A 21,495-nucleotide genomic window follows, 5' to 3' on the forward strand; every position below is an offset into this window, starting at 1 on the left:
TTCAAGTGTGCCAGCTAACAGCCGCCAACCCTTAGTGGAGCGGATCGGATGTGGGGTAGTTCTCAGCCCGCCACTTGTCCCAGTAGCTGCGAATGGACTCCAGCTGGTGCGCCCCGAGGTCATAGGTGGAGACGATCACCAGGGACCCGCCCTCGGGCCGGATGTCCTTGATGGCCGGCTGGTCCGCCACGATCACCAGGCCCTCGCCGTGCTCGGCGTAGTGGTGGACCGTGAGCCCCACCTGGTGGTTGCTACGGAACCAGACCCTGCCGGAGATTTCCTCGCCCGTCGCCAGGGTGAGCGAATACGGTTCACCGGGCTTGGGAACGTCCGAGAGTCCCAGCTTTTCGATGGCGGACCCGTCGTTCCCGGGGACCGAGAAGAAGAAGGTACGGCGGTTGCCGTGCGGATGCCGTTCAAGGGCAAAACGAAGCTGCTGGATGAACGTCAGCCAGCCCTGGGTGATGTCCTCGTCCCAGGCGGCCCACTCGGAATTGTGGTCCACGGCGGCCCGAGTGACGCTGACTTCCGTGCCGGTCGGAACCGGTTTCAGGGTGAACACGTCCCCACCGTCGACCACCAGGGAGGTGTGGTCGGCGCCTTCAATGACATTGGGGCTGAAGTAGATTTCATTGATCTCTGCCGCCTGGTCGTCGGCCTCCCAGCCGTGCCACTGGGCTACCTTGGCGGGTTCGCGCAGCATTGTCCAAACCTGCTGCGCGTCGGAGTTGATCACAACGCTCAGATTGTTCGTCATGGGGTGAATCTACAACGGCCGGCCGTGAGGGGGTAGGGGCCAAACGCCTTAGGAGCGGACAGACTCGAGCTCGTTGCCGATCCGGCGGTCCAGCTCGGTGGCGCCGATGGTCTCCGATCCGCCGTGGGCGCGCAGGAACAGGAGCGTCTCGAGCCGCAGGAGCCGCCACTCGCGTTCCGCATCCGGGTTCGAGTTGTCCATCGAGCGGAAGATTTCCTTGTCGTACAGGTTCGGTTCGTTGAGCGAGCGCTGGCGGACCTTGGCGTTGATCCGGGCCTTGAACGGGTCCGTCTCCATGGCTTCGGGGGCGCGGAGGAACTTCTCGTAGACGGCGGCGCGTTCTTCCTGGCCGAGCTGGCGGCAGATGTAGCTGGACAGCGCCAGGGAGGCTTCTACCGACGACCAGCGGCCGCGGTTGCCGTCGAAGGGCAGCACATTGAGCAGATCCGCAACGGCGAGGGCGTTCTCGGGATCCTTGAGGATGATGAACAGCTCCTGCGCGAGGTCGCTGAGGTCCTTAAGGCAGCTGCCGGACTTGGTGTTGATGCCCTTGGCCAGGCGCTCGCTGAGCAGCAGCACCCCCACCGACTTCGGGTGCGCCCCGGCCGCCGCCTCCACCACGGACTCGGGCGTGCCCACCGGGGCAGGAATCAGGGCCAGGTCCTCTTCGCTGGGGCCGCTCACCGCGGGCGGAGCGGGCGGCAGGGGAGGAACGACGACGGCGGCAGCGCCGCCGTCGTTCTCCCCGCGCTTGTCCTGAGCACCGGCGCCGGCCTGAACGCTGCCGGCCTCATTGCTGTCGACGTCGGCCCTGCCATCCTCCGTGGCCGCGTCGACGAGCTGCACCGGCGAGCCTTCGTCGTCCGACGGGGTTTCCGCAACCTCGGCCGCCGCCTCCAGAATCAGGACAGTGGACGCGGCCGCAATCCGGAGTCCGCCGCCGCCGGTGAGGGTCGCCAGGACCATGGCCGGGGTGCCGAAATCGTCGGTTTCGACGTCCACGCGCTGAATTTCGGCGGAGCGGTTGCCGTCGGGCAGGAGCAGATGATCGCCGCTCTGCAGAGATCCAGCCTGCTGTTCGATGTAGTTCGGGGCGGCCGGGGGGTGGGTCATCTGGAGTCCTTAAATTCTTTTGCGGTCCGCCCAACAGTCTACAAAGGCACGCGCGGGATGTCGGGGATGCAGCCGGCTCCGGTCAGTTCCCGACGCCCGCGAAGGCCAGGGCCTGCCGGATCAGGGCCCCGCGGCCACCGCTGAATTCGAGCTGGACATCCGAGCTCATAACTTCCTGCGGCGTCATCCACGTCAGTTCCAGCGCGTCCTGCCGCGGGGAGCATTCGCCGGTGACCGGGATGATGTACGCCAGCGCGACAGCGTGCTGGCGGTCGTCGGTGAACCCCGTGTGGGATGGGGACGGGAAGTACTCGGCCACTGTGAACGGCACCGGGCTGATAGGCAGCTGGGGGAACGCGAGGGGGCCCAGGTCCTTCTCCATGTGGCGCAGCAGGGCCGCGCGGATGGTCTCCCGGTACAGCACGCGGCCGGAAACCAGCGAGCGGATCATGTTGCCGTCCTCGTCGGCCTGCAGGAGCGTGCCGACTTCGTTCACAAACCCGAGCGGGTCCAGCCGGACCGGGACGGCCTCGACGTAGACCATGGGCAACCGGCCGCGGGCCTCGAACAAATCATCGTCGGAGAGCCAGCCGGGGTTCGGGTCAGGGGTGCGAACGTTCATGGTTAAGTTCTACCCCATCCCTGACCCGAACCCTGCGCCGCCGCTAGATGGCGAGCACCGATTCCAGGGGTTCCCCGGCGGCTATCCGTGCCAGCAGCGCCGGTTCTGCGGCGTCGGACGCCAGGGCCCGCCCCAGGACTTCGGCCGCAGCCTCCGGGGACAGGACGATCACGCCGTTGTCGTCCCCCAGCACCCAGTCACCGGGCCGGACGCGGATGCCGCCGCACTGCACCGGCACGTTCACGGCGGAGCCGCCGCTGCGGACCCGTTTGGTGGTCAGGCACGAGGTCCCGCGGGCGAAAACCGGCAGGCCGGTGGCCCGAAGTTCCAGGATGTCGGTGGCCACCCCGTCGACGACGACGCCGGCGGCGCCTTGCGCCGTGGCCGCTGCCGCGGTGACCGCGCCCACGGGGGCGTGCCGGTGGTCACCGGACATGTCCACCACCAACACCGCTCCCGGGTACAGCTCCAGCAGGGCCCGGTTCATGGCGTAGGCATCGCACTCCGCGATGCGCACCGTAACCGCCGGGCCCGCCACCTTGACGCCGTCGAGCAGCGACCGGATGGCCGGATCCACGAACCCGTCCTCCAGGAAGTGCCCGATCGTGGGGTAACTGACGGCGGCGAGGCCCTCGCCGAGGCCCCCCTCCGGACGCTCGCCGAGGCCCTCGGGCCCCTCGGCGAGCCGGGCGCGCACGGCGTTCCCGCCGCTCACGGGATCCCAGCAGCGGCCGCGCCGGCCACCACGGCCACGCAGTCGATTTCCAGCGCCACGCCCCACAGGCTCACGCAGACGGTGGTCCGCGCCGGCTTGGCGGTTCCGAAGAACTCCGAGTAGACCCGGTTGTAGTCATCCAGCCGGCCGGGATCGGTGAGGTAGGCGTTGATCTTGACCACGTGATCCAGGCCCGACCCGGCGGCCTCAAGCACGGACCGGAGATTGAGGATGGTCTGGCGCACCTGGTCCTCGAACGTGTCCGGCTGGTCATCCAGCCCGCTGATCGCGGGAATCTGGCCGGCCGTGAACACGAATCCGTTGGCGACGACCGCCTGGGAGAACGGGCCGACGGCGGCCGCGCCACCGGGGATCTGTGCGATCCGGCGAACAGTCTCGTCTACGGGAGAAACAGCGGGAAGGCCGGCGGGACGGCCCGCAGGGACAACGCCGGGGGCAACGGTCATTTGGCGGCCTCCGCTTCGACGGCGTCGGCGGGGGCCATGTCGACGGCGTCGATGTTGCCGTGGCGGGTTTCCGTCAGGACGAACAAGGCACCCAGCGAGACAAGGGAGGCGGCCATGATGTACCAGGCGATGGAGGAACTCTGGTGGGTCACCCCGAGCAGCCACGTGGTGATGAACGGCGTCGCGGCGCTGCCGAGGAGCCCGGACAGCATGTAGGCGACGGACAGCCCGGAGTAGCGGACCTTGGAACCGAAGAGTTCGGCGAGGAAGGTCGCGATCGGGCCGTAATTGGCGGCGAAGGCGGTCATCATGGCCAGGTAGGCGACGAAGAGCAGCGGCACGGACTTCGTGTCCATGAGCCAGAACATCGGGAAGGCGAACAAGGCTTCGGCGGCGACACCGGCGTAGATGATCGGTTTGCGGCCGTACTTGTCAGAAAGCTGCCCGAAGAAGGGGATCAGGACAAAGCACAGGGCGCAGGCCGCCAGCACCACCCACAGCATGAGGGCCTCGGAGTGGCCCAGTTCCTTCTTGCCGTAGGACACACCCGAGGCGACCAGCAGCGTGAACGTGCTGCCGGTGGACAGCGTGGCGACACCGCCGAGGATGACCTGCTTCCAGTACTTGGCCATGAGGGCCGCGAAGGGCAGCTTGGCTTTGGCGCCGGCTTCCTTGACCGCCTGGAAGGACGGGGTTTCCTCGATGTGCAGCCGGATGTAGATGCCCACCGCCACGAGCAGCGCGGACGCCAGGAACGGGATCCGCCAGCCCCAGGCGAGAAGGTCTTCGGTGCTCACACTTGAGGCGACGATGAGGAACGCGACGTTGGCGATCAGGGTTCCGGCGGGGACGCCCACCTGGACCAGCGAGCCGTAGAACCCGCGGCGCGACGGGGGAGCGTGCTCCACCGTCATCAGGACGGCGCCGCCCCATTCGCCGCCCAGGGCCAGGCCCTGGATGACGCGCAGGAGGAGCAGCAGCAGTGGCGCCATGATGCCGATGCTGTTGTAGTCCGGCAGCAGGCCGATCGCGAAGGTGGCTGCGCCCATGGTCAGCAGCGAAATGAGCAGCATGGACTTCCGGCCCAGCCGGTCCCCGAAGTGGCCGAAGATGATGGCGCCCACCATGCGGGCCACATAGGCGGACGCGAACGTTCCGAAGGCGAGCATGGTGCCGACGATCGGGTCAAAGCTGGGGAAGAAGATCTTGTTGAACACCAGCGCGGAAGCGGTGCCGAACACAAAGAGGTCGTACCACTCGACGGTGGTGCCGATGACACTCGCGAGCGCGATCTTCCGCATTTTGACCAGGTCTAGCCGGGCAGACGCGGGGGAGGTGGTTTCTACTAGTTGGGCCATCAGTATCTCCAGATGGGGTGCGGGGACGAGTGTCCGGTGCAAGGTAGTAGCCCACTATTCTGTGTTGAGGATCACAGCTCAATGGCAGAAATCCCACCAAAAATCGCCCCAAAGTGTGCGTTCACACAATGCCTAGGCCCAGGCCACCACCAGCCGGGCCGCCTGGGCAGGGACGGTGAGGTCGATTCCGGTTAGCTCCTCGAAACGGTTGATCCGGTTCAGGATGGTGTTCCGGTGGCAGAACAGCTGTTCGGCTGTGGCCGTGACGTTGCCGGTGGACAGATAATGCCGCACAGTCTCCGTGAGGCGTTCGCGTTCCCCGCCGCGGCATTCCTCCAGCGCCTCCTCCAGCTGGGCGGCGAGATCCAGCCCGGCGTCCTGGAGGTTCTGCTGCGCCAGCCGGGTCCACGCGGCATCTGCGGAGAGGGGCCCGGAGTCGGCCGGCCGAAGCAGGGCCGCGAGGCTTTCTGCCGTCCGGGCCGCGGCGGGGAGACCGCGCAGCCCGTACACCTCCGGCACGTAACCGCAGGGGATGTCCGCCAGGACCGGCGGCAACTGCGGCGCCGCACCCCGCGCCGCCCGTGCCGCGCGCGGGGGGAGCGGCCAGAACAGGTAGGTGTTTCCGCCGGATTCGTGGAGGAAGATTTTGTGGCGGCGCTGGGCGGAGCCGGCCTGCGTGGCCGCAGCACGGAGGCGTGCCCCGGCTTCGCCGCCGGCAGCGACGAGGCCGCAGCGGGCATCCGGGCCGATACCCAGGGCCGAACCGACCTGGGCGGACGTTTCGGCCGAGGGCGTGCTCTGGTTGAAGAGCCGCGCGATGAATTCGCGTTGGATGCTGGACTCTTCCTGGGCCATGCGCACCCGCTCGGTGAGGTAGCTCATGTGGGTCCGGGTGGCGAATTCGTCGACGACCCGCCAGACCAGATCCACCCGGGACGCGAGCAGGCCCGCGTCCTCCGGCGCGGCGATCTCCAGCAGGTCCGCCCACAGGATGCTGAAGTCCAGCCGGACAGCCGAGGTCAGGGATTCCGGCGGGATCCCGGCCCGGGCGCGCTTGGACCCGAGGTCCGAGGCAAAGGCGAGCAGCCCGTCCCGTGCCGTGTCCTCCGGGCCGCTCCGCAGCCCGTGGATGAGCCGTCGAAAAGTTTCCCGCGCCGTGTCCCGGATTTCCGGAACAGTCACCTGGCTGTCTCCGTACTCCGGGATTTGCCGCACCCGGGCGGTGAAGGTCTGGGCCAGGATGTCCAGCCGGCCTTCGAGCTGGTCCACCAGCTCACTCCAGCGGACCTCGGCGCCCGGCGACTCAAAATTGTGCATTCTCACATTGTAGGGTCCAGTTTACGTGACGCACTGCTAGTTATTTTGGAAAAATCTACTGGCAGAATGGAACGAAGCACACGGGTGAGCCCAATCACACCCCACGGAAGCATCCTCCCGGAGCCGGAACAATCCCCGGATGGGGGAGACCGCACCGGCAACAGCAAAGACCAGTCACATTTCTTTGGAGTAATCATGGCAAGTAGCGCAAGCAACGCCACCACCATCGCCAGCCCGCAGTCGCCGGGGCCCGTCGATGAGAGCGTGGCCAAGAAAGTCGCCCTCGCGGCCCTCGTGGGAACGGCGCTGGAATGGTACGACTTCTTCCTGTTCACCACCGCCGCGGCCCTGGTGTTCAACGCGCAGTACTTCGTGTCCCAGGACCCCTTCGTCTCGGCCATGAGCTCCTTCGCCACACTGGCCGTGGGCTTCGTGGCCCGCCCGATCGGCGGTTTCATCTTCGGCGCCCTCGGGGACAAGGTGGGGCGCAAGAAGATCCTCATGGTCACCATCGTGGGCATCGGCGTCGTGACCGGCCTGATCGGACTCCTGCCGAACTACATGACCATCGGCGTCGCAGCCCCCATCATCCTGGTGGCGCTGCGGATCCTGCAGGGCCTGGCCGTCGGCGGCGAGTGGAGCGGCGCGGTGATCATCGCCGTCGAAAACGCCCCGGTCGCCAAGCGGGCACGGTACGCGGCCTTGCCGCAGATCGGTTCACCGATTGGCACCATCCTTTCCTCCGGCGGCTTCTTCGGCATGCTCTACCTGGTGGGCCAGACCAACTTCGACGCCTGGGGCTGGCGCGTCCCGTTCATTGCGGCGATCCCGTTGCTGGCCATCTCCCTGTGGATCCGCAGCAAGCTCAGCGAGTCCCCGGAATTCGAAGCGCTGATGGAATCCGGCGAGACCGAGCACGCGCCCATCCGCGGCGTGCTGACGAAGAGCTGGCGCCAGATCCTGGTCGGCATGTGCTCGGCGCTGCTCGGCATCGGCGGTTTCTACCTCATCACCAGCTTCGTGGTCTTCTACGGCACCAAGATCCTCAAGATGCCCTACGAAACCCTGCTGCTGGGATCGCTCCTCGCCGCGGTCTTCGAGATCTTTGTCCTCATCTGGGCCGGCCGCATGGGCGAGAAGTTCGGCGCCAGCAAGGTGATCCTCTGGGGCGGCGTCGCCTCTGCGCTGGTGGCCATCCCGGTCTTCCTGGCCATCGACACCGCCATTCCGGCCCTGGTGGTCACCGCCATGATCATCGGTGTCTGCACCCTGTCCGTCCCGTACGCCGTGTCCGGCACGGCACTCACCGCGCTCTTCGCCACGAAGGTCCGGTACACCGGCGTGGCCATCACCTCCAACAGCGCCGGTGTCATTTCCGGCTTCGTGCCGCTGATCGCGACGGCCCTGGTGGCAGCCAACGGCAACTCGTTCTGGCCCGGCGCCATCATCCTGCTGGTCGTCTCCGTGATGACGGCACTGTCCGGGATCTTCCTGCCCGCACTCAGCATTGAAGAAAAGGGCATGAAGCATTGAGCACGCCAACCACCGCCGGGCACCTGATTGTTGCCCAGCTCGAACGGGCCGGTATCCAGCGCGTCTACGGCGTCCCCGGCGAAAGCTTCCTGGACGTGCTGGACGGCCTGCACGATTCCTCCATCGAAACTGTGGTGACGCGCCACGAGGGCGGCGCCGGGTTCATGGCCCTCGCCGAAGGCCGGCTCACGGAACTCCCCGGCGTGGCCATGGTGACCCGCGGCCCCGGCGCCGCCAATGCCTTCATCGCCATCCACACCGCGCACCAGGATGCCACCCCAATGATCCTGTTCGTGGGCCTCATCCCGGTCGCTGACCGCGGCCGGGAATCGTTCCAGGAATTCGACATCAACGCCTGGTTCGGCAGCACAGCCAAAAAGGTGGTGACGCTCGACGACGCCGCTTCCGCCGCCCGCGTGGTGGACGACGCCATCTTCACCGCGCTCAGCGGCCGTCCCGGACCCGTGGTGATCGGCCTGCCCGAAGACGTGCTGGTCCACGCCATCGACGCGGCCACCGTGGAGCCCCGTACCGTGGCCCGGGCCGAACCGGCCCCGGCGGACCTGGCGGGCCTCGAGACGAAACTGGCCGCGGCCAGGAAGCCCCTGATCGTGGTGGGCGGCGAAGGCTGGGACCAGGCTTCCTCGGACGCGCTGGCCGGCTGGGCTTCCCGCCACGGCGTTCCCGTGCTCGCGGACTTCCGCGCCTACGACGCCGTCCCGCACGGCAGTGACTCCTACGCCGGCTACCTCGGCTACGCCCGCAGCGACGCCAACGCCCGGCGCCTCGACGACGCCGACCTGATCGTCTTCGTCGGCTGTGTCCGCGCGGACGTGCTCTCCGACGGTTACAAGCGCGGGCTGGACGCCGTCACGGTCGTCGTCCACCCCGGCGCCGATCTGCTGGGCCACTTCGGCCGCCTGGATCAACTCATTCCCGCCCACGTAACCTCCTTCGCCAGGGCCCTCGCCGCCGCGGAATCCGCCGTGGAACCCGCGGCCGGCTGGCTGGCCGGCGCCCGCGCCGACTACGAGAAGTTCTCCAGCGCCCAGCCGGACGGCGGCACCCATGTGGACCTCGCCGTCGTGATGGAAATCCTCAAGCAGGAAATGGACGACGACGCCGTCATCACCTACGGCGCCGGGAACCACTCGCTGTGGCCGGCCCGCTACCTGAAGCACAACACAGCGAACTCGCTCGCCGCGCCCCGGAACGGCGCCATGGGCATGGGGATCCCGGCGGCGGTGGCCGCCTCCCTTGCGTACCCCGGCCGCCAGGTAATCTCCGTGGCCGGCGACGGGTGCTTCCTGATGAACGGTCAGGAAATGGCCACGGCCATGGGCCACGGCGGGAAGTTCATCGCCCTGGTGGTGGACAACGGCATCTTCGCCACCATCCGCGAGCACCAGGAAGGCCACTACCCGGGCCGCCCCTCGGGCACCCACATGACCAACCCGGACTTCGCCGCGCTGGCCCGGTCGTACGGCGGCTACGGCGAACGCGTGGAGAAGACCGAGGACTTCGGTGCTGCTTTCCGCCGCGCCGTCGAATCCGGGCTGCCGGCGGTCCTGCACCTCCCGCAGGACCCAGCCACCCGCTCACCCAAAACCGCCAGCAACTGACCGGAGCCCGCCATGATCACCCTGCACAACATCATCAACGGTGAGATCGTCCCAGGCGGCGCCGCAGACGGGTCTGCCGGGCCCAGCCTGCCGTTCTTCGACCCCGCCACCGGAGTCCAGCTCGGCACCGCCCCGGACAGCGACGCGGCCACCGTGGACCGTGCCTTCCAGGCGGCCCGCACCGCCTTCCAGAGCTACAAGCGGACCACCCCGGCCGAACGCCAGGCCATGATGCTCAGGCTCGCCGACCTCATCGAAGCCAACGCCGACAGGCTCCTGGACGCCGAGGTGGCCTGCACCGGCAAACCCCGCCCGGTCACCCGCGAGATCGAGATCCTCCGGGGAGCAGACCAGCTGCGCTTCTTTGCCGGCGCCTGCCGTGTGGTGTCCGGAACCGCGCAAACCGAATACGTCCGGGGCTTCTCCTCCACTGTCCGGCGGGAACCCCTCGGCGTGGTCGCCCAGATCACCCCGTGGAACTACCCGTTCATGATGGCCATCTGGAAGATCGGACCGGCGCTCGCCGCCGGCAACACCGTGGTGCTGAAACCGGCGGACACCACCCCCTGGTCCACCCTCATCCTGGGCGAGCTGGCGCAGGAGGCCTATCCGGCCGGCGTCGTGAACGTGATCTGCGGCGGTCGGGGGACCGGCGCCGCCATGGTGGAGCACCAGATCCCGGAAATGGTGTCCATCACCGGTTCCACCCGGGCCGGGGCGCAGGTGATGTCCGCGGCGTCGAAGACCCTCAAGGACGTCCACCTGGAACTCGGCGGCAAGGCACCCGCGATCGTCTTCGCCGACACCGACATTGACCTGGCGGCCCGGGAGATTGCGCTCGGCGCGTTCTTCAACGCCGGACAGGACTGCACCGCCGTGACCCGTGTGCTCGTGGAGGAATCCATCCACCTCAAGTTCGCCACCGCGCTCGCCGACGCGGCCGCCGCGCTGCAGGTCGGCGGCGACGCCGCGGATCTGGGACCGCTGAACAGCGCCGCGCAGCTGGACCGGGTGGAGGGCTTTATGTCCCGCCTGCCCGCGAACGCCAGGGTCCTCGCCGGGGGCAAGCGGACCGGCGCCGGTTTCCACTTCGAACCGACCGTGATCGACGGCGTATTCCAGGCCGACGAGGTGGTCTGCGAGGAGATCTTCGGACCGGTGGTCACAGTGCAGCCGTTCGCCACCGAGGAGGAGGCCATCGAGCTCGCCAACGGGACGAAGTACGCGCTCGCCTCCAGCATCTGGTCGAACAACCACGGCGTCGTCACCCGGGTGTCCAACGAGCTGGACTTCGGCGCCGTCTGGATCAACTGCCACCAGGTGATCCCCGCCGAGGCCCCGCACGGCGGGTTCAAGCACTCCGGCACCGGCAAGGACCTCTCCGTCTTTGGCCTGGAGGACTACACCCGCATCAAGTCAGTCACCACTTCCCACCGCTGAAAACCACGCTAGGTATCCCATGAAACTCGATCTGCTGCTGCGCAACGCGGACATCATCACCATGGACGAACGCCGCCCGCACGCCACCTCGCTGGGGATCTGGCAGGGCAGGATTGTGGGCCTCGACGATGACCTGGACGGGCTGGAAGCCGCCGAGGTCCTGGACCTCGGCGGCGCCACCGTGACCCCCGGCTTCATTGACGCGCACTGCCACACCACCTGGTTCGGGCTCGGCCTCGCCGAACTGGACGTCTCCGCCGCGCGCGGCCTGAACCAGCTCTACGCCCTGCTGGAGGCCGGCATGGCCGCGGACGGTTCCGCAGGACAGGGAGCAGAGCCAAGCGCCGCAGAACCCGGCGCCGGATCGGCACCGGGCTGGCTTCTCGCCACGGGCTTCAGCCAGCAGCAGCACGGCGGCGAGTTCCCGGATATCACCGTGCTGGACCGGATCACGGGAAACCGGCCGCTGTTCATACGGCACAACTCCGGCCACATGGCCATCGTCAACACCGCCGCGCTCCGCCTGGCCGGCGCCGACCAAGCGTCGTTCCCGGACCCCGACGGCGGTGTCATAGTCCGTGACGCCGCCGGCCGGCCCACCGGGCTGGTCCAGGAAAGGGCCCAGCAGCTGATCCAGCAGCTGATCCTGCCGTACTCCAGTGAGGCGATCGAAGCCGCACTGGACCGGGCCACCAGCTACTACGCCGCGGAGGGCATCACCAGCTTTACCGAGGCGGGGATCGGCGGCGGCTGGATCGGCCACAGCCCGGTGGAGCTGGCCGCCTACCAGCGGGCAGCGTCGGCGGGCCGGCTCCATGCCCGGGCCCAGCTGATGCCGGTCCTGGACGTGCTGCATCCCCTGGGCGGCCAGAACCCGCCGGGCGTGGCAACGGCCGGCCTGGACCTCGGCATCACCAGCGGCTTTGGCGGCGAATTCCTGTCGCTGGGCCCGGCGAAGGTGTTCCTGGACGGCTCCCTGCTGGGCGAAACGGCCGCGGTCAGCCAGGACTACTGCAGCCACGGCGGAACGGACAACACCGGCAACACCGGCTATTTCCAGGCCGAACCGGAGGAGCTCCGGACGAAAATGGAGGCCGCCTATGCGGCGGGCTGGTCCATCGCCGCCCACGCCATCGGGGACCGCGCCGTCGATCTCGCGATCGACATCATCACCGACTGTGCCGCGAAGTACGGCCCGCGGGCCGTGCCCAACCGGATCGAACACGCCTCGATGACCCGGCCGGAGCAGCTGCACCGGCTGGCCGCCGCGGGCATCGCCGTCACCCCGCAGGCCAGCTTCTTCTTCGACGGCGGGGACGGTATGACCGCCTCGCTCGGTCCGGAACGGCTCGGCTGGGCTTATCGCGCAGCGTCCTTCCTGGCCGCCGGGGTGACGCTGGCCGGCAGCTCCGACCGGCCCGTGGCGGACGGAAACGTGCTCCGGGGCATGCAGGCCTTCGTGGACCGGCGCACCGCCTCCGGCGCCGTGTTCGGCAACCCGGACGAACGGCTGAGCCCGTTCCAGGCCCTGGCGGCGTACACCACCGAGGCCGCGGCGGCCACCGGCGCATCGCACCTCAAAGGCTCGTTGAGCCCCGGAAAACTGGCCGACTTTACCGTCCTCTCCGGGTCCCCGCTGTCCGCCGCCAGCATCGAGGAACTCACGGTCCTGGCAACCGCCGTCGGCGGTACGTTCACGTTCCGGATGCCTGGCGTGCCGCCCCGGCCGGCGGACGATCCCGCCGCAACCACTCCCAGCTTCAGCCCAGCCACCAACCGTTCATAGGGGAACACCGTGACCACCCAGACCAGCTTCAGCACCCGCGACGCCGCCTTCGTGCGGGACTTCCACATCATGAGCGAATTCGGCGCTACTGCGAACGGCGGCGTGGAACGGCAGGCCGCCAGCGTGCCGGACGGCGAGCAGCGGCAATGGCTCACCGGCCTGCTGGAGGCCCGGGGGTTCACCGTCAAATTCGACCGGGCCGGCAACCAGTGGGGACTCTACGAGGCCGTGCCGGGGGCCCCGTACGTGGTGGTGGGCTCGCACATGGATTCCCAGCCGACGGCGGGACGCTACGACGGCGCGTACGGCGTGCTCGCCGCGGCCCACGCGGCGTTCCGGCTCGTGGAGCAGTGGGCCGCGGCCGGACCCGCCGGGCAGCCCCGGTTCAACATCGCGGTGGTCAACTGGTTCAACGAGGAAGGCTCCCGCTTCAAGCCGTCCATGATGGGTTCGTCCGTCTACACCGGAAAACTCGCACTCGAGACCGCGCTGGCCACCACGGACGCGGCCGGAGTCTCGGTCCGCGACGCCCTGGACGCGATCGGCTGCCGGGGCAGCTACGAGGGCCCCGAAGCAGCCTACTGCGCCGAAATCCACATCGAACAGGGCCGCAGCATGGAGCGCGAAGGGATCACGATCGGCCTGGTGAGCTCGAACTGGGCGGCCAACAAATACGAGTTCGTGGTCCACGGCGAGCAGGCCCATACGGGCTCCACCGTGATCGCGGACCGGAAAGACGCACTGCTGGGCGCCTCCATGATGGTGGTCGCCGCCCGGGAACTCGCCGACGCTTTTCCCGGTGTGCTGCACACCTCCGTGGGGCAGCTGACCGTCTACCCCAACTCGCCCGTTGTGGTGCCGTCCCGGGTAAACCTGCTCCTGGACCTGCGCAGCGCCGATGAAGCGGTCCTTGCCGAGGCGGACGCCTTGCTGCACGCGCGGATTCCCGAGATAGAGCGGCTGGCGAACGTCACCGTCGAACGCAACCACGGCCACTCCTGGCCCGTGACGCCCTATCAGCCCGAGGGGGTGGAGCTGGCGGCCAAGGTCGCGGCGGACCTGGGCCTGTCGAACAAGCAGGTGATGACCCTGGCCGGCCACGATTCGACCAACATGAAGGACCTCGTGCCCACCGTGATGCTCTTTGTGCCCAGTGTGGACGGGATCTCCCACAACGAGCACGAATACACCACGGATGAGGACCTCGTGGCCGGGCTGACCATGCTCACCGAAGTGGTCAACCGCCTGTGCAACGGGGCGCTTGAGGACTGACCCCGCACCGCGTCCTCACCCGGCAGCCGGCGCCCCGGATATCCAGAGCGGCGGCCGGGCGGCGGTACCGCCCGCATCGGGGTTGGCCACGTGAAGGGTGGGGACGGCAGCCTCCTCGATGACCGCCGCTTCGTGCCCGGCCTCCTCAAGGCGCTGACGCAGGGCGCCAAGGTCACCGGCGTATTCGAAGCCCAGGCCCGCGCTGCCGGCCCCGGTTCCCGCGCCGACCATCAGGACCCCGCCGTTTTTCGCCGTGAAGGCCTCCGATTCGGCCGTGTCGGCATCCCCGGCGGCGGAACCGCCGCTGCCCGGGACGGGGCGGGGCCTGGCACCGATGTTGCGCAGGGTTTGCGCCGCGGCGACGGCGTCTTCGGAGAACCAGACGCCGACGACGGCGACGCCCGGGTCCGCCTCCGGTGACCCGCCCCAGCTGCCATCGGCGGCGCGGGTGGCCGGATCGGCCAGGAAACTGAAACCGTCCGCGGCCGTGATGCGGCAGGACGGACCATGGTCCGCCTCGATGAGTTCCGCGGTGGTGCCGCCGGACGTGGTGGAGCCGGCGGCCCCCGCCTCCTTGGTCCGGCGGGCGAACTCCTTCAGGTCTCCCACCTCGACGCCCAGGGAGGTGGTGCCGTCCTCGGGCGAGCCCTGTTCGGCGACGTGGAGGGCAATGCGGCCGGAGCCGGCGTCGAACTCCCGCCAGGTGGGCTCGTCAACGGTCTTGACCAGGCCCAGGCCGGTGAGTAGCCGCTCCCATTCATCAAGACGGGAGGTGAAGTGGATCGGGCGGACACGCAGCATCGTTGCTCCTCAAGGTTGGAACGGACTCAGGCTCTTAGGGATATCGTCCCACCAAAGCGGCCGGAAAGGGGCCGGTGCGGAGCACAATGGTGCCATGGCTGCTGAACTCGAGGAACTGCTGGTGAAGGACGCCGCGCAGTGGCGCGCCTGGCTGGAGGAACACCACGCAGAGAGTCCCGGCGTCTGGCTGGTGCTGCACAAGAAGGGCGGTGCCGTGACGGAGCTGGATTACGAGGCCGCGCTGCAGGAAGCCCTGTGTTTCGGCTGGATCGACGGGCAGGGACGGCGTCGCGATGACGAGAGCTCGTTCCAGCGGATGACCCGCCGGGGACCCAAAAGTGTGTGGTCCGCCCGGAACGTGGAGCGGATCGGGCGACTGGAAGCCGCGGGCCGCATGGCTCCCGCGGGACGTGCCGCCGTCGACAGCGCCAAAGCGGACGGCCGCTGGGAAGTTGCCTACTCCGGCGCGGCGGCGGCGGAAGTGCCGGCGGACCTGGCGGCGGCCATCGCGGCCGAGCCGCGGGCGCAGGCGATGTTCGACGTCCTGACTTCGGTGAACAGGTTCGCCCTGATCTACCGGACCAACGGCGTCAAGCGGGCCGCCACCCGGGAGAAGAGGATCGCGGGATTCGTCGAGATGCTCGCCCGGCACGAGACGCCCTACCCGCAGAAGAAACGTCCCCCGGCGCCCTGACCGCCCCCGTCATCCCGACCGCCGCCCGCGGCCCCTGGCCCGTGGACCCTAGAACCCGACGCCCATGGCCTGGGCGATCACCACGGCGGACGCTGAGGACCACGCCTGCGGATGGCACGACGCCGGATACGGCACCGCGTGCCCCGCCTCCTCCGCCGTGATACCCGCGAACAGTTCCGGCAGGCGGTGGCCGAAGGCGCCGGACGCGGCCAGCAGCCCCTCGGCGATGGTCCGGGCTTCGGCCAGGAAACCCTCCGCGAGCAGCCCCCGGACCGCGATCGCGGTGTCGTGGCTCCAGACCGAACCGCAGTGGTAACTGAAGGGCCAGAAGCCGGCGGCCCGCCGGGAAATCGTGTGCACCCCGTAGCCGGAGAACAGGTCGGGGCTCAGGAGCCGGTCCGCCACGAGGCGGGCCTCGGAGGCGTCCAGGATGCCGGTGCCGAGCAGGTGCCCCATGTTGGATCCCGGGATGTCCAGGGGATCGCCGTGCCCGTCGAGGGCCATGGCAGGGAACGGCCCGCCGTCGTCCTCCACCCAGAAGCGCTCGCGGAAATTCTGCTGCAGCGCTTCGGCAAAGTCCCGCAGCGCCTGGCCGCCGGGTTCGCCGTACGCGTCGAAGAGATCGGCCGTGTCTACGGCGGCCTGGTAAGCGTAGCCCTGAACCTCGGACAGCGCGATCGGGCCGTCCGCCTGGCGGCCGTCACGAAACTGCATGGCGTCCCCGGAATCCTTCCAGCCCTGGTTGCTGAGGCCATGGCCCGTGGCGTCCTGATAGCTGAGGAACCCGCTGTTCGGGCTGCCCGGCGCGCCTACGGCGGCCAGCAGCCATTCCACCGCATGCGCCGCGCTGGGCAGCAGCGAACGGACCGTTGCGTCGTCCAGCCCGGCCTGGCCGAGCTCGGCCAGCAGGCACAGCCATAGCGGGGTGGAATCCACCGCGCCGTAATACACCGGCGGCAGGCGCAGGCCCTGACTCTCCAGCACCAGCTCCTTGGACCGGAGCTCGTGCAGGATCTTGCCGGGTTCCTCGGCGGCGCCGAGGTCGTGGCCGGTGCCCTGGAACGCTGCCAGGGTGCGCAGCGTTCCGGCGGCGAGTCCGGCGTCGAGCGGAAGGAGCATCCGCGCGGCCCAGAGCGAGTCACGTCCGAACAAGGTGAAATACCAGGGCGCCCCCGCGGCGAGGAACGGCGCGTCGGGAAGCTTCCGGGTTGCCAGGCGGAGACCCGCGAGCTCGTCCAGGGCATTGTCCAGCAGCAGGCCCAGGGCGCCGGACGGCTCGGCGCGGACCCGGCGCGCCGCCGGCGGCCGGGCCGCCACAACGGCGTCGTCGCTGTCGGCCAGCACGGCCTGCCATTCCGCCTCGAACGGGCGCCCCCGCCCCGCGGTGCCGCGCCAGACGAGTTTTTCGCCGGCGGTGACGCTGCCGGGGGCCGCGACGGTCAGCGTCCGTCCGCCGTCGCGCCAGCGCAGCGTCGAATCGTCAGCCGAGAACGGCTCGGAGGGATCCCGGAAGCGGCTCAGCCGGATAGCGGCCATGTCGGTGAAGTCCGCGGCGAGCTGGATTTCTAACTCCACGTCGAGGGATTCGAGGGAGGTAGCCAGGTGCAGGGAGTGCCGGACCACGCCGGGCGTGACCGTCCAGGTCTGGACCAGTTCGACGGCGGGGTCCTCGGTGGGCCCCGGGATGCCACGGACCAGCCCACGCACGCGCAGCACGCCGCCGGCCTCTGCCTCGACCGTGGCGGGCTCGGGCTCCATGCCGTTCACCCGGACCTCCGCCCGGCACAGCATACGGGTGTCCCCATGAAGCAGGCCCGTGAACCAGCCGCCGCCCGCGGCGCTGGAGGAGCCTGCGGCGCCGGAGGAGCCCGGGGCGCCGGGGACGCCGGCCAGCCGCCCGTCGGCGTCAAGCCACAGCTGGGTGGGCGCGGCAATGGAGCAGTGCTGGCGGTGGAGCGCTGGCTGAACTGTCATGCGCCCCACCCTATGCCGGGAGCAGGACCGGCTCAACGGACCCCGCGGGGGTGGGGCACCGGGCAAAAAATAAAGACAACGTCAGGCGCGGCGCGGGGTCTTGCGGCCCGAGGTCGCCGGTTGACGGGGTTGGTCAGGTTCGACGCGGTCTTTCCAAGCCCCGTGGGAGCGGAAGCGGGAACGATGTCGCCCTGCGCTAGGCCGGGAGGTCGTCATGACGAGGGTGTCGCTATCCCATAGCGCATGGAGGGCCTGATCGAAGTGCGGGCGCGAAGCTCGGGCCCGGGGCACCGTGAGCAATCTAGAGGTCGTCGTGTCTCACGCCGGCGGCCAGAAGATCTGCCAGCTGCCGGTCAGTGGAATGCTGCCGTGTTGAAACGCGGGCATAGCCGATCAACCGCGTCACAGCCTGCCCTCGGTGTGTCTCATAACTAACGGTGAGCATTCCGATTCGACCAGAAGGTTATGAAACATAGTTGCGAGAATCCCCGGCCGCGGACGGACCTGCACGATCCCACGAAAGTTTGGGGGTCTGCCTTCGACAGTCATTTCGATCAGTGAGACGCCTCGTATCTCATGGGTTTTGAGACGCCAGGAGTCAGATGGCCGCGAGGTCAGACCCGAGGCCTGCGGTCAGTAGCCGACGGGCATCCGGAGGGTGTAGGGCTTTTCCATGGTTTTGATCTCTTCGTCTGTCAGGTGCACGTCGAGGGCGGCGACGGCGTCGGGGAGGTGGTGTTCCTTGGTGGCGCCGACGATCGGTGCGGTTACGACGGGGTTGTTCAGCACCCAGGCGAGGGCGACGTGTGCCATGGGGATTCCGCGTTCTTCTGCGATTTTTTGGACTGCGTCGGCGATGGGTTTGTCGGCGGCGCTGAAGCTGCGTTCGGCTACTGGGTCGTTGGCGGACCGTGTGGTGTTGCCGCCCCATGGGCGGGCGAGTCGTCCTTTGGCGAGGGGGCTGTAGGGGATGCTGCCTACGCCTTGGTCGGTGAGGAGTCCGAACATTTCGCGTTCCTCTTCACGGTGCATGAGGCTGTATTGGTCCTGCATGGACACGAACCGGGTCCATCCGTGCAGATCCGCGGCGTGTTGCATTTTGGCGAACTGCCAGGCCCACATCGCGGAAGCGCCGATGTAGCGGACCTTGCCAGCCTTCACAAGATCGTGCAGGGCTTCCATGGTTTCCTCGACCGGGGTCTCGGGATCGAAGCGGTGGATCTGGTAGAGATCGACGTAGTCGGTGCCTAGCCGGGTGAGGGAGGCATCGATTTGTTCCATGATCGCTTTGCGTGAGAGGCCGGCACCGCCGGGTCCGTCGTGCATTTTGAACATCACTTTGGTGGCGAGGACGACGTCCTCGCGGCGGGTGTATTTCGTGATTGCCCGGCCCATGATTTCCTCGGCGGTACCGAATCCATAGATGTTTGCGGTGTCCCAGAACGTGATGCCCAGCTCGACCGCCTGCCGGAAGATCGGCTCGGCCGCGTCGTCATCCAGCGCCCAGTCGGTGAATCCGCGGGAGGAATCACCAAAACTCATCCCTCCAAGGGCGATGCGGCTGACTTTCAGGCCGGAATGGCCCAGACGTGTGTACTCCATAATGTGTCCTTTCAACGGCGCACGAGACCCAGGGCGGGGCAGGTGCAATCGGTGGTGTGAGGCGACGGGTTCCGGCGGCGACATTCGTGGAGTCCCGCCATGGTCCTGGCGGTGCTGGGGGCAGCTAGGGGTTTTGGGGTGTTGCGGCCGCGGAGTCGGTGCTCTGCTGGGTTGCGGCCCAGCTGGAGAGCAGCTGCAGGGCGTCGTGGGATGGCGTTCCGGGTTCGGCGCTGAACGTGATGAGCATCAGGCCGGGATCGGCCGTGAGTTCCAGGACTTCGAAGTCCAGAGTGAGTTCTCCCACGGCGGGGAGGTGGATGCGTTTTGATCCGCTTTTGTGCTGGTGGACGTTGTGCGCTGCCCACCGCAGCCGGAATTCATCACTGCGGGTGGAAAGCTCTCCGACGAGGTCAGAGAGCTGACGGTCGTGCGGGTCTCGTCCGGCCGCGGCCCGCAGCATGGCGACGCATTCATTCGCCGCGCGGTCCCACTCGGGTGCGAAGTCCCTCCCTCGGGGATCCAGGAAGATGAACCGGGCCTGGTTCGGCGGCAGGATCGCGGTGTCGAACTGGGCCGCGTAGAGTGCCCGGCCCATCCGATTGGCCGCGATGATGTCAAGCCTGCCGTTCTGCACGACCGCGGGCAAGTCAGTCATGGCGTCAAGCATCCGCTGCACGGTGGGCCGGACGCGCTGCTCCGAAGCCCGGGGGCGCCGGGAGCGGACACTGTTCTCCGACGCGCGGATCAGGTCCCTTAGGTGCCGCTCCTCGACGTCGTTGAGGCGCAGGGCCTGGACCAGGGACTCGAAGATGCTCTCGGAGACGCCACTGAGGTTTCCGCGCTCGAGCCGGCTGTAGTACTCGACGCTGACCTGGGCGAGCATCGCAACCTCTTCCCGGCGCAGCCCCGGCACCCGCCGCCGGCCATAAGACTGCAGGCCAACCTGCTCGGGCGTCAGCCTGGCCCGGCGGGAGGTCAGGAACTCCTGAATGTCATCTCGGATGCTCATGCCTTCAACGGTATGCCGGAGGGCTGGGCCGTAACCATGCCCTGTCAGTACATGGCTTAGGCGGGTCTGTTTACGCCCGTATGGAGCGTGGTCTCGTAGATATAGACGGCGATCAAACGCCGACCACATCCCCCTCGAAGCGAAGGTTTACTCCATGCCCTCCACCACCAAGAAAGCCAGGCTGCCGCTTGTTGTGCTGCTCCTGGCCATCGGCACGTTCCTGATGAGCACCACCGAGTTCGTCATCGCGGGCCTGCTGCCCAACATGGCCTCAGACCTCGGTGTCAGCGTCTCGCAGGCTGGGCTGCTGATTACCGCGTTTGCCATCGGCATGATCGTCGGTGCCCCCACCATCTCCGTCGCGACCATGCGCCTGCCCAAACGCCTCACCCTTATCCTGTCCCTGCTGATCTTCGCGGTCGGCCACATCGTTGCCGCCCTGAGCCCGGCGTTCGAAGTCGTGCTGATCGCCCGCGTCATTACCGCCCTGGCCACCGGTGCCTTCCTGTCCATCGCCGCTGTCGTGGCCACCTCCGCTGCCGGCCCCGCGAACGCTTCCCGCGCCATGGGCGTGATGATGAGTGGCATGGGCCTGGCGATCGTGGCAGGCGTGCCTCTGGGCTCCTTCATCGGCCAGGCCATCGGCTGGCGCGGCATCTTCTGGGCACTGGCCATCCTCGCCGCCATTGCGGCCGTGGTCATCGGCAAGTTCGCTCCCGCCGAAGACCACCAGGAAGCCATCACCCTCCGCTCCCAGCTCGGCGTGCTGCGCGAGGGCAAGCTGTGGCTCGTCCTGGCGGCGACCGCGCTGGTCTCCGGAGGATTCCTCGCCGCCTACTCCTACATCTCTCCGCTCCTGACCGAACGCACCGGCATCTCCGAAGCGGCCGTGCCGCTGCTGCTCGTTGGCTTCGGCATCGGCGCCCTGCTCGGTACCGTTGTGGCCGGGCGGACCGGGGACCGCAAACCGCTCGCCACGTACTTCGCCATCGGCGGCGGCTCAGCCCTGGTGCTCCTGATGCTGATCCCGCTCTCCACCTTCGTCGTGCCGACCATCGTGCTGGTCATCCTGCTCGGCTTCACCGGCATGGGCGTCACCGCCATCGCCACCCCGCTGGCCGTCCGCTTCGGGCACTCCGGCCCCTCCCTTGCCGCAGCCCTGACCGTCTCCGCGTTCAACGTCGGCATCGCCGCGGCGACCTGGTTCGCCGGCGTCGCCCTCGACTCCACCCTCGGTGCCACGGGCCCGGCAACGGTCGGCGCAGCCATGGCCATCCTTGGCCTGATCCCGCTGGTCATCCTGGCCCTCATGCGCGCCACCCGGACCACCACCCCGGCCCCGGCAGCCGAAACCGCCGGCCACGTCGCCGCCGCGGAGCTCGATCACGACGTCCTGGTCTGAGCCCGGCCATC

The 21,495-nt window shown here is 68.4% G+C and carries 18 protein-coding genes; 7 read left to right on the forward strand and 11 right to left on the reverse strand.

The genetic code is table 11. The features are described 5' to 3' along the window. Positions 1-31: 31 nt before the first annotated feature. From FS787_RS12155 to FS787_RS12185, 7 genes are all read right to left on the reverse strand, one after another. The gene (locus tag FS787_RS12155; RefSeq protein WP_144672675.1) at positions 32-757 is read right to left on the reverse strand and encodes an SRPBCC domain-containing protein; all 726 of its coding nucleotides are present in this window, start codon (positions 755-757) and stop codon (positions 32-34) included. Positions 758-805: 48 nt separating this feature from the next. After that, a complete protein-coding gene (locus tag FS787_RS12160) occupies positions 806-1,870 on the reverse strand; it encodes a DUF6707 family protein (protein ID WP_144672676.1) in 1,065 nt (354 codons plus the stop codon). Positions 1,871-1,952: 82 nt separating this feature from the next. After that, positions 1,953-2,492, reverse strand: coding sequence for an NUDIX hydrolase family protein (locus tag FS787_RS12165; RefSeq protein ID WP_056427539.1), 540 nt, complete (start codon positions 2,490-2,492; stop codon positions 1,953-1,955). 43 nt (positions 2,493-2,535) lie between these two features. Further along, positions 2,536-3,207, reverse strand: a complete 672-nt coding sequence (locus tag FS787_RS12170; protein WP_260982529.1) for an RraA family protein — start codon at positions 3,205-3,207, stop codon at positions 2,536-2,538. Then, positions 3,204-3,674 (reverse strand): RidA family protein, encoded by a 471-nt coding sequence (locus FS787_RS12175; protein ID WP_260982530.1) that lies wholly within the window; start codon positions 3,672-3,674, stop codon positions 3,204-3,206. The genes FS787_RS12170 and FS787_RS12175 overlap by 4 nt, the downstream gene beginning before the upstream one ends. After that, positions 3,671-5,032, reverse strand: a complete 1,362-nt coding sequence (locus FS787_RS12180; RefSeq protein WP_186329180.1) for an MFS transporter — start codon at positions 5,030-5,032, stop codon at positions 3,671-3,673. The genes FS787_RS12175 and FS787_RS12180 overlap by 4 nt, the downstream gene beginning before the upstream one ends. Positions 5,033-5,164: 132 nt before the next feature. Further along, the gene (locus FS787_RS12185) at positions 5,165-6,349 is read right to left on the reverse strand and encodes a CdaR family transcriptional regulator (protein WP_144672677.1); all 1,185 of its coding nucleotides are present in this window, start codon (positions 6,347-6,349) and stop codon (positions 5,165-5,167) included. 195 nt (positions 6,350-6,544) lie between these two features. On the opposite strand from FS787_RS12185, the gene FS787_RS12190 reads away from it, so the two are divergent. Genes FS787_RS12190 through FS787_RS12210 form a run of 5 tightly spaced genes read left to right on the forward strand, consistent with a single transcriptional unit; the run spans position 6,545 to position 14,002 of the window. Then, positions 6,545-7,882 carry an MFS transporter gene (locus tag FS787_RS12190; RefSeq protein WP_144672678.1) on the forward strand — a complete coding sequence of 446 codons (1,338 nt, stop codon included), beginning with the start codon at positions 6,545-6,547 and terminating at the stop codon, positions 7,880-7,882. After that, complete coding sequence (locus tag FS787_RS12195; RefSeq protein WP_144672679.1) at positions 7,879-9,504, forward strand: thiamine pyrophosphate-dependent enzyme; 1,626 nt, start codon at positions 7,879-7,881, stop codon at positions 9,502-9,504. The genes FS787_RS12190 and FS787_RS12195 overlap by 4 nt, the downstream gene beginning before the upstream one ends. Before the next feature lie 12 nt (positions 9,505-9,516). Next, positions 9,517-10,944 carry a gamma-aminobutyraldehyde dehydrogenase gene (locus FS787_RS12200; RefSeq protein ID WP_144672680.1) on the forward strand — a complete coding sequence of 476 codons (1,428 nt, stop codon included), beginning with the start codon at positions 9,517-9,519 and terminating at the stop codon, positions 10,942-10,944. Between the two features lie 19 nt (positions 10,945-10,963). Next, positions 10,964-12,730, forward strand: a complete 1,767-nt coding sequence (locus FS787_RS12205; protein WP_144672681.1) for an amidohydrolase — start codon at positions 10,964-10,966, stop codon at positions 12,728-12,730. Between the two features lie 9 nt (positions 12,731-12,739). Further along, positions 12,740-14,002 carry a M20 family metallo-hydrolase gene (locus FS787_RS12210; protein ID WP_144672682.1) on the forward strand — a complete coding sequence of 421 codons (1,263 nt, stop codon included), beginning with the start codon at positions 12,740-12,742 and terminating at the stop codon, positions 14,000-14,002. A gap of 15 nt (positions 14,003-14,017) precedes the next feature. Here the strand turns inward: FS787_RS12210 and FS787_RS12215 are convergent, their stop codons facing one another. Beyond that, the gene (locus tag FS787_RS12215; protein WP_144672683.1) at positions 14,018-14,803 is read right to left on the reverse strand and encodes a VOC family protein; all 786 of its coding nucleotides are present in this window, start codon (positions 14,801-14,803) and stop codon (positions 14,018-14,020) included. 94 nt (positions 14,804-14,897) lie between these two features. Here FS787_RS12215 and FS787_RS12220 point away from each other — a divergent pair, with 94 nt between their 5' ends. Beyond that, complete coding sequence (locus FS787_RS12220) at positions 14,898-15,497, forward strand: YdeI family protein (RefSeq protein ID WP_144672684.1); 600 nt, start codon at positions 14,898-14,900, stop codon at positions 15,495-15,497. A 48-nt stretch (positions 15,498-15,545) separates the two neighbouring features. Here the strand turns inward: FS787_RS12220 and FS787_RS12225 are convergent, their stop codons facing one another. The 3 genes from FS787_RS12225 to FS787_RS12240 form a co-directional block, all read right to left on the reverse strand. Next, positions 15,546-17,471, reverse strand: coding sequence for a glycogen debranching N-terminal domain-containing protein (locus FS787_RS12225; protein ID WP_144672685.1), 1,926 nt, complete (start codon positions 17,469-17,471; stop codon positions 15,546-15,548). A gap of 633 nt (positions 17,472-18,104) precedes the next feature. Continuing rightward, on the reverse strand, positions 18,105-19,073 hold the full coding sequence (locus FS787_RS12235) for an aldo/keto reductase (protein WP_144672686.1): 969 nt from the start codon (positions 19,071-19,073) through the stop codon (positions 18,105-18,107). Between the two features lie 124 nt (positions 19,074-19,197). Continuing rightward, positions 19,198-20,082, reverse strand: coding sequence for a helix-turn-helix transcriptional regulator (locus FS787_RS12240; RefSeq protein WP_144672687.1), 885 nt, complete (start codon positions 20,080-20,082; stop codon positions 19,198-19,200). Between the two features lie 154 nt (positions 20,083-20,236). On the opposite strand from FS787_RS12240, the gene FS787_RS12245 reads away from it, so the two are divergent. Beyond that, positions 20,237-21,484, forward strand: coding sequence for an MFS transporter (locus FS787_RS12245; RefSeq protein WP_144672688.1), 1,248 nt, complete (start codon positions 20,237-20,239; stop codon positions 21,482-21,484). The last annotated feature ends 11 nt before the right edge of the window (positions 21,485-21,495 follow it).

The sequence above is a fragment of the Arthrobacter sp. U41 genome (assembly GCF_007679325.1).
GTDB lineage: Bacteria > Actinomycetota > Actinomycetes > Actinomycetales > Micrococcaceae > Arthrobacter.

Coding starts and splice junctions, on each gene's coding strand:
- FS787_RS12155 (WP_144672675.1), bottom strand. CDS start 757: ATGACGAACAATCTGAGCGTTGTGATCAACTCCGACGCGCAGCAGGTT.
- FS787_RS12160 (WP_144672676.1), bottom strand. CDS start 1,870: ATGACCCACCCCCCGGCCGCCCCGAACTACATCGAACAGCAGGCTGGA.
- FS787_RS12165 (WP_056427539.1), bottom strand. CDS start 2,492: ATGAACGTTCGCACCCCTGACCCGAACCCCGGCTGGCTCTCCGACGAT.
- FS787_RS12175 (WP_260982530.1), bottom strand. CDS start 3,674: ATGACCGTTGCCCCCGGCGTTGTCCCTGCGGGCCGTCCCGCCGGCCTT.
- FS787_RS12180 (WP_186329180.1), bottom strand. CDS start 5,032: ATGGCCCAACTAGTAGAAACCACCTCCCCCGCGTCTGCCCGGCTAGAC.
- FS787_RS12185 (WP_144672677.1), bottom strand. CDS start 6,349: ATGCACAATTTTGAGTCGCCGGGCGCCGAGGTCCGCTGGAGTGAGCTG.
- FS787_RS12190 (WP_144672678.1), top strand. CDS start 6,545: ATGGCAAGTAGCGCAAGCAACGCCACCACCATCGCCAGCCCGCAGTCG.
- FS787_RS12200 (WP_144672680.1), top strand. CDS start 9,517: ATGATCACCCTGCACAACATCATCAACGGTGAGATCGTCCCAGGCGGC.
- FS787_RS12205 (WP_144672681.1), top strand. CDS start 10,964: ATGAAACTCGATCTGCTGCTGCGCAACGCGGACATCATCACCATGGAC.
- FS787_RS12215 (WP_144672683.1), bottom strand. CDS start 14,803: ATGCTGCGTGTCCGCCCGATCCACTTCACCTCCCGTCTTGATGAATGG.
- FS787_RS12220 (WP_144672684.1), top strand. CDS start 14,898: ATGGCTGCTGAACTCGAGGAACTGCTGGTGAAGGACGCCGCGCAGTGG.
- FS787_RS12225 (WP_144672685.1), bottom strand. CDS start 17,471: ATGACAGTTCAGCCAGCGCTCCACCGCCAGCACTGCTCCATTGCCGCG.
- FS787_RS12235 (WP_144672686.1), bottom strand. CDS start 19,073: ATGGAGTACACACGTCTGGGCCATTCCGGCCTGAAAGTCAGCCGCATC.
- FS787_RS12240 (WP_144672687.1), bottom strand. CDS start 20,082: ATGAGCATCCGAGATGACATTCAGGAGTTCCTGACCTCCCGCCGGGCC.
- FS787_RS12245 (WP_144672688.1), top strand. CDS start 20,237: ATGCCCTCCACCACCAAGAAAGCCAGGCTGCCGCTTGTTGTGCTGCTC.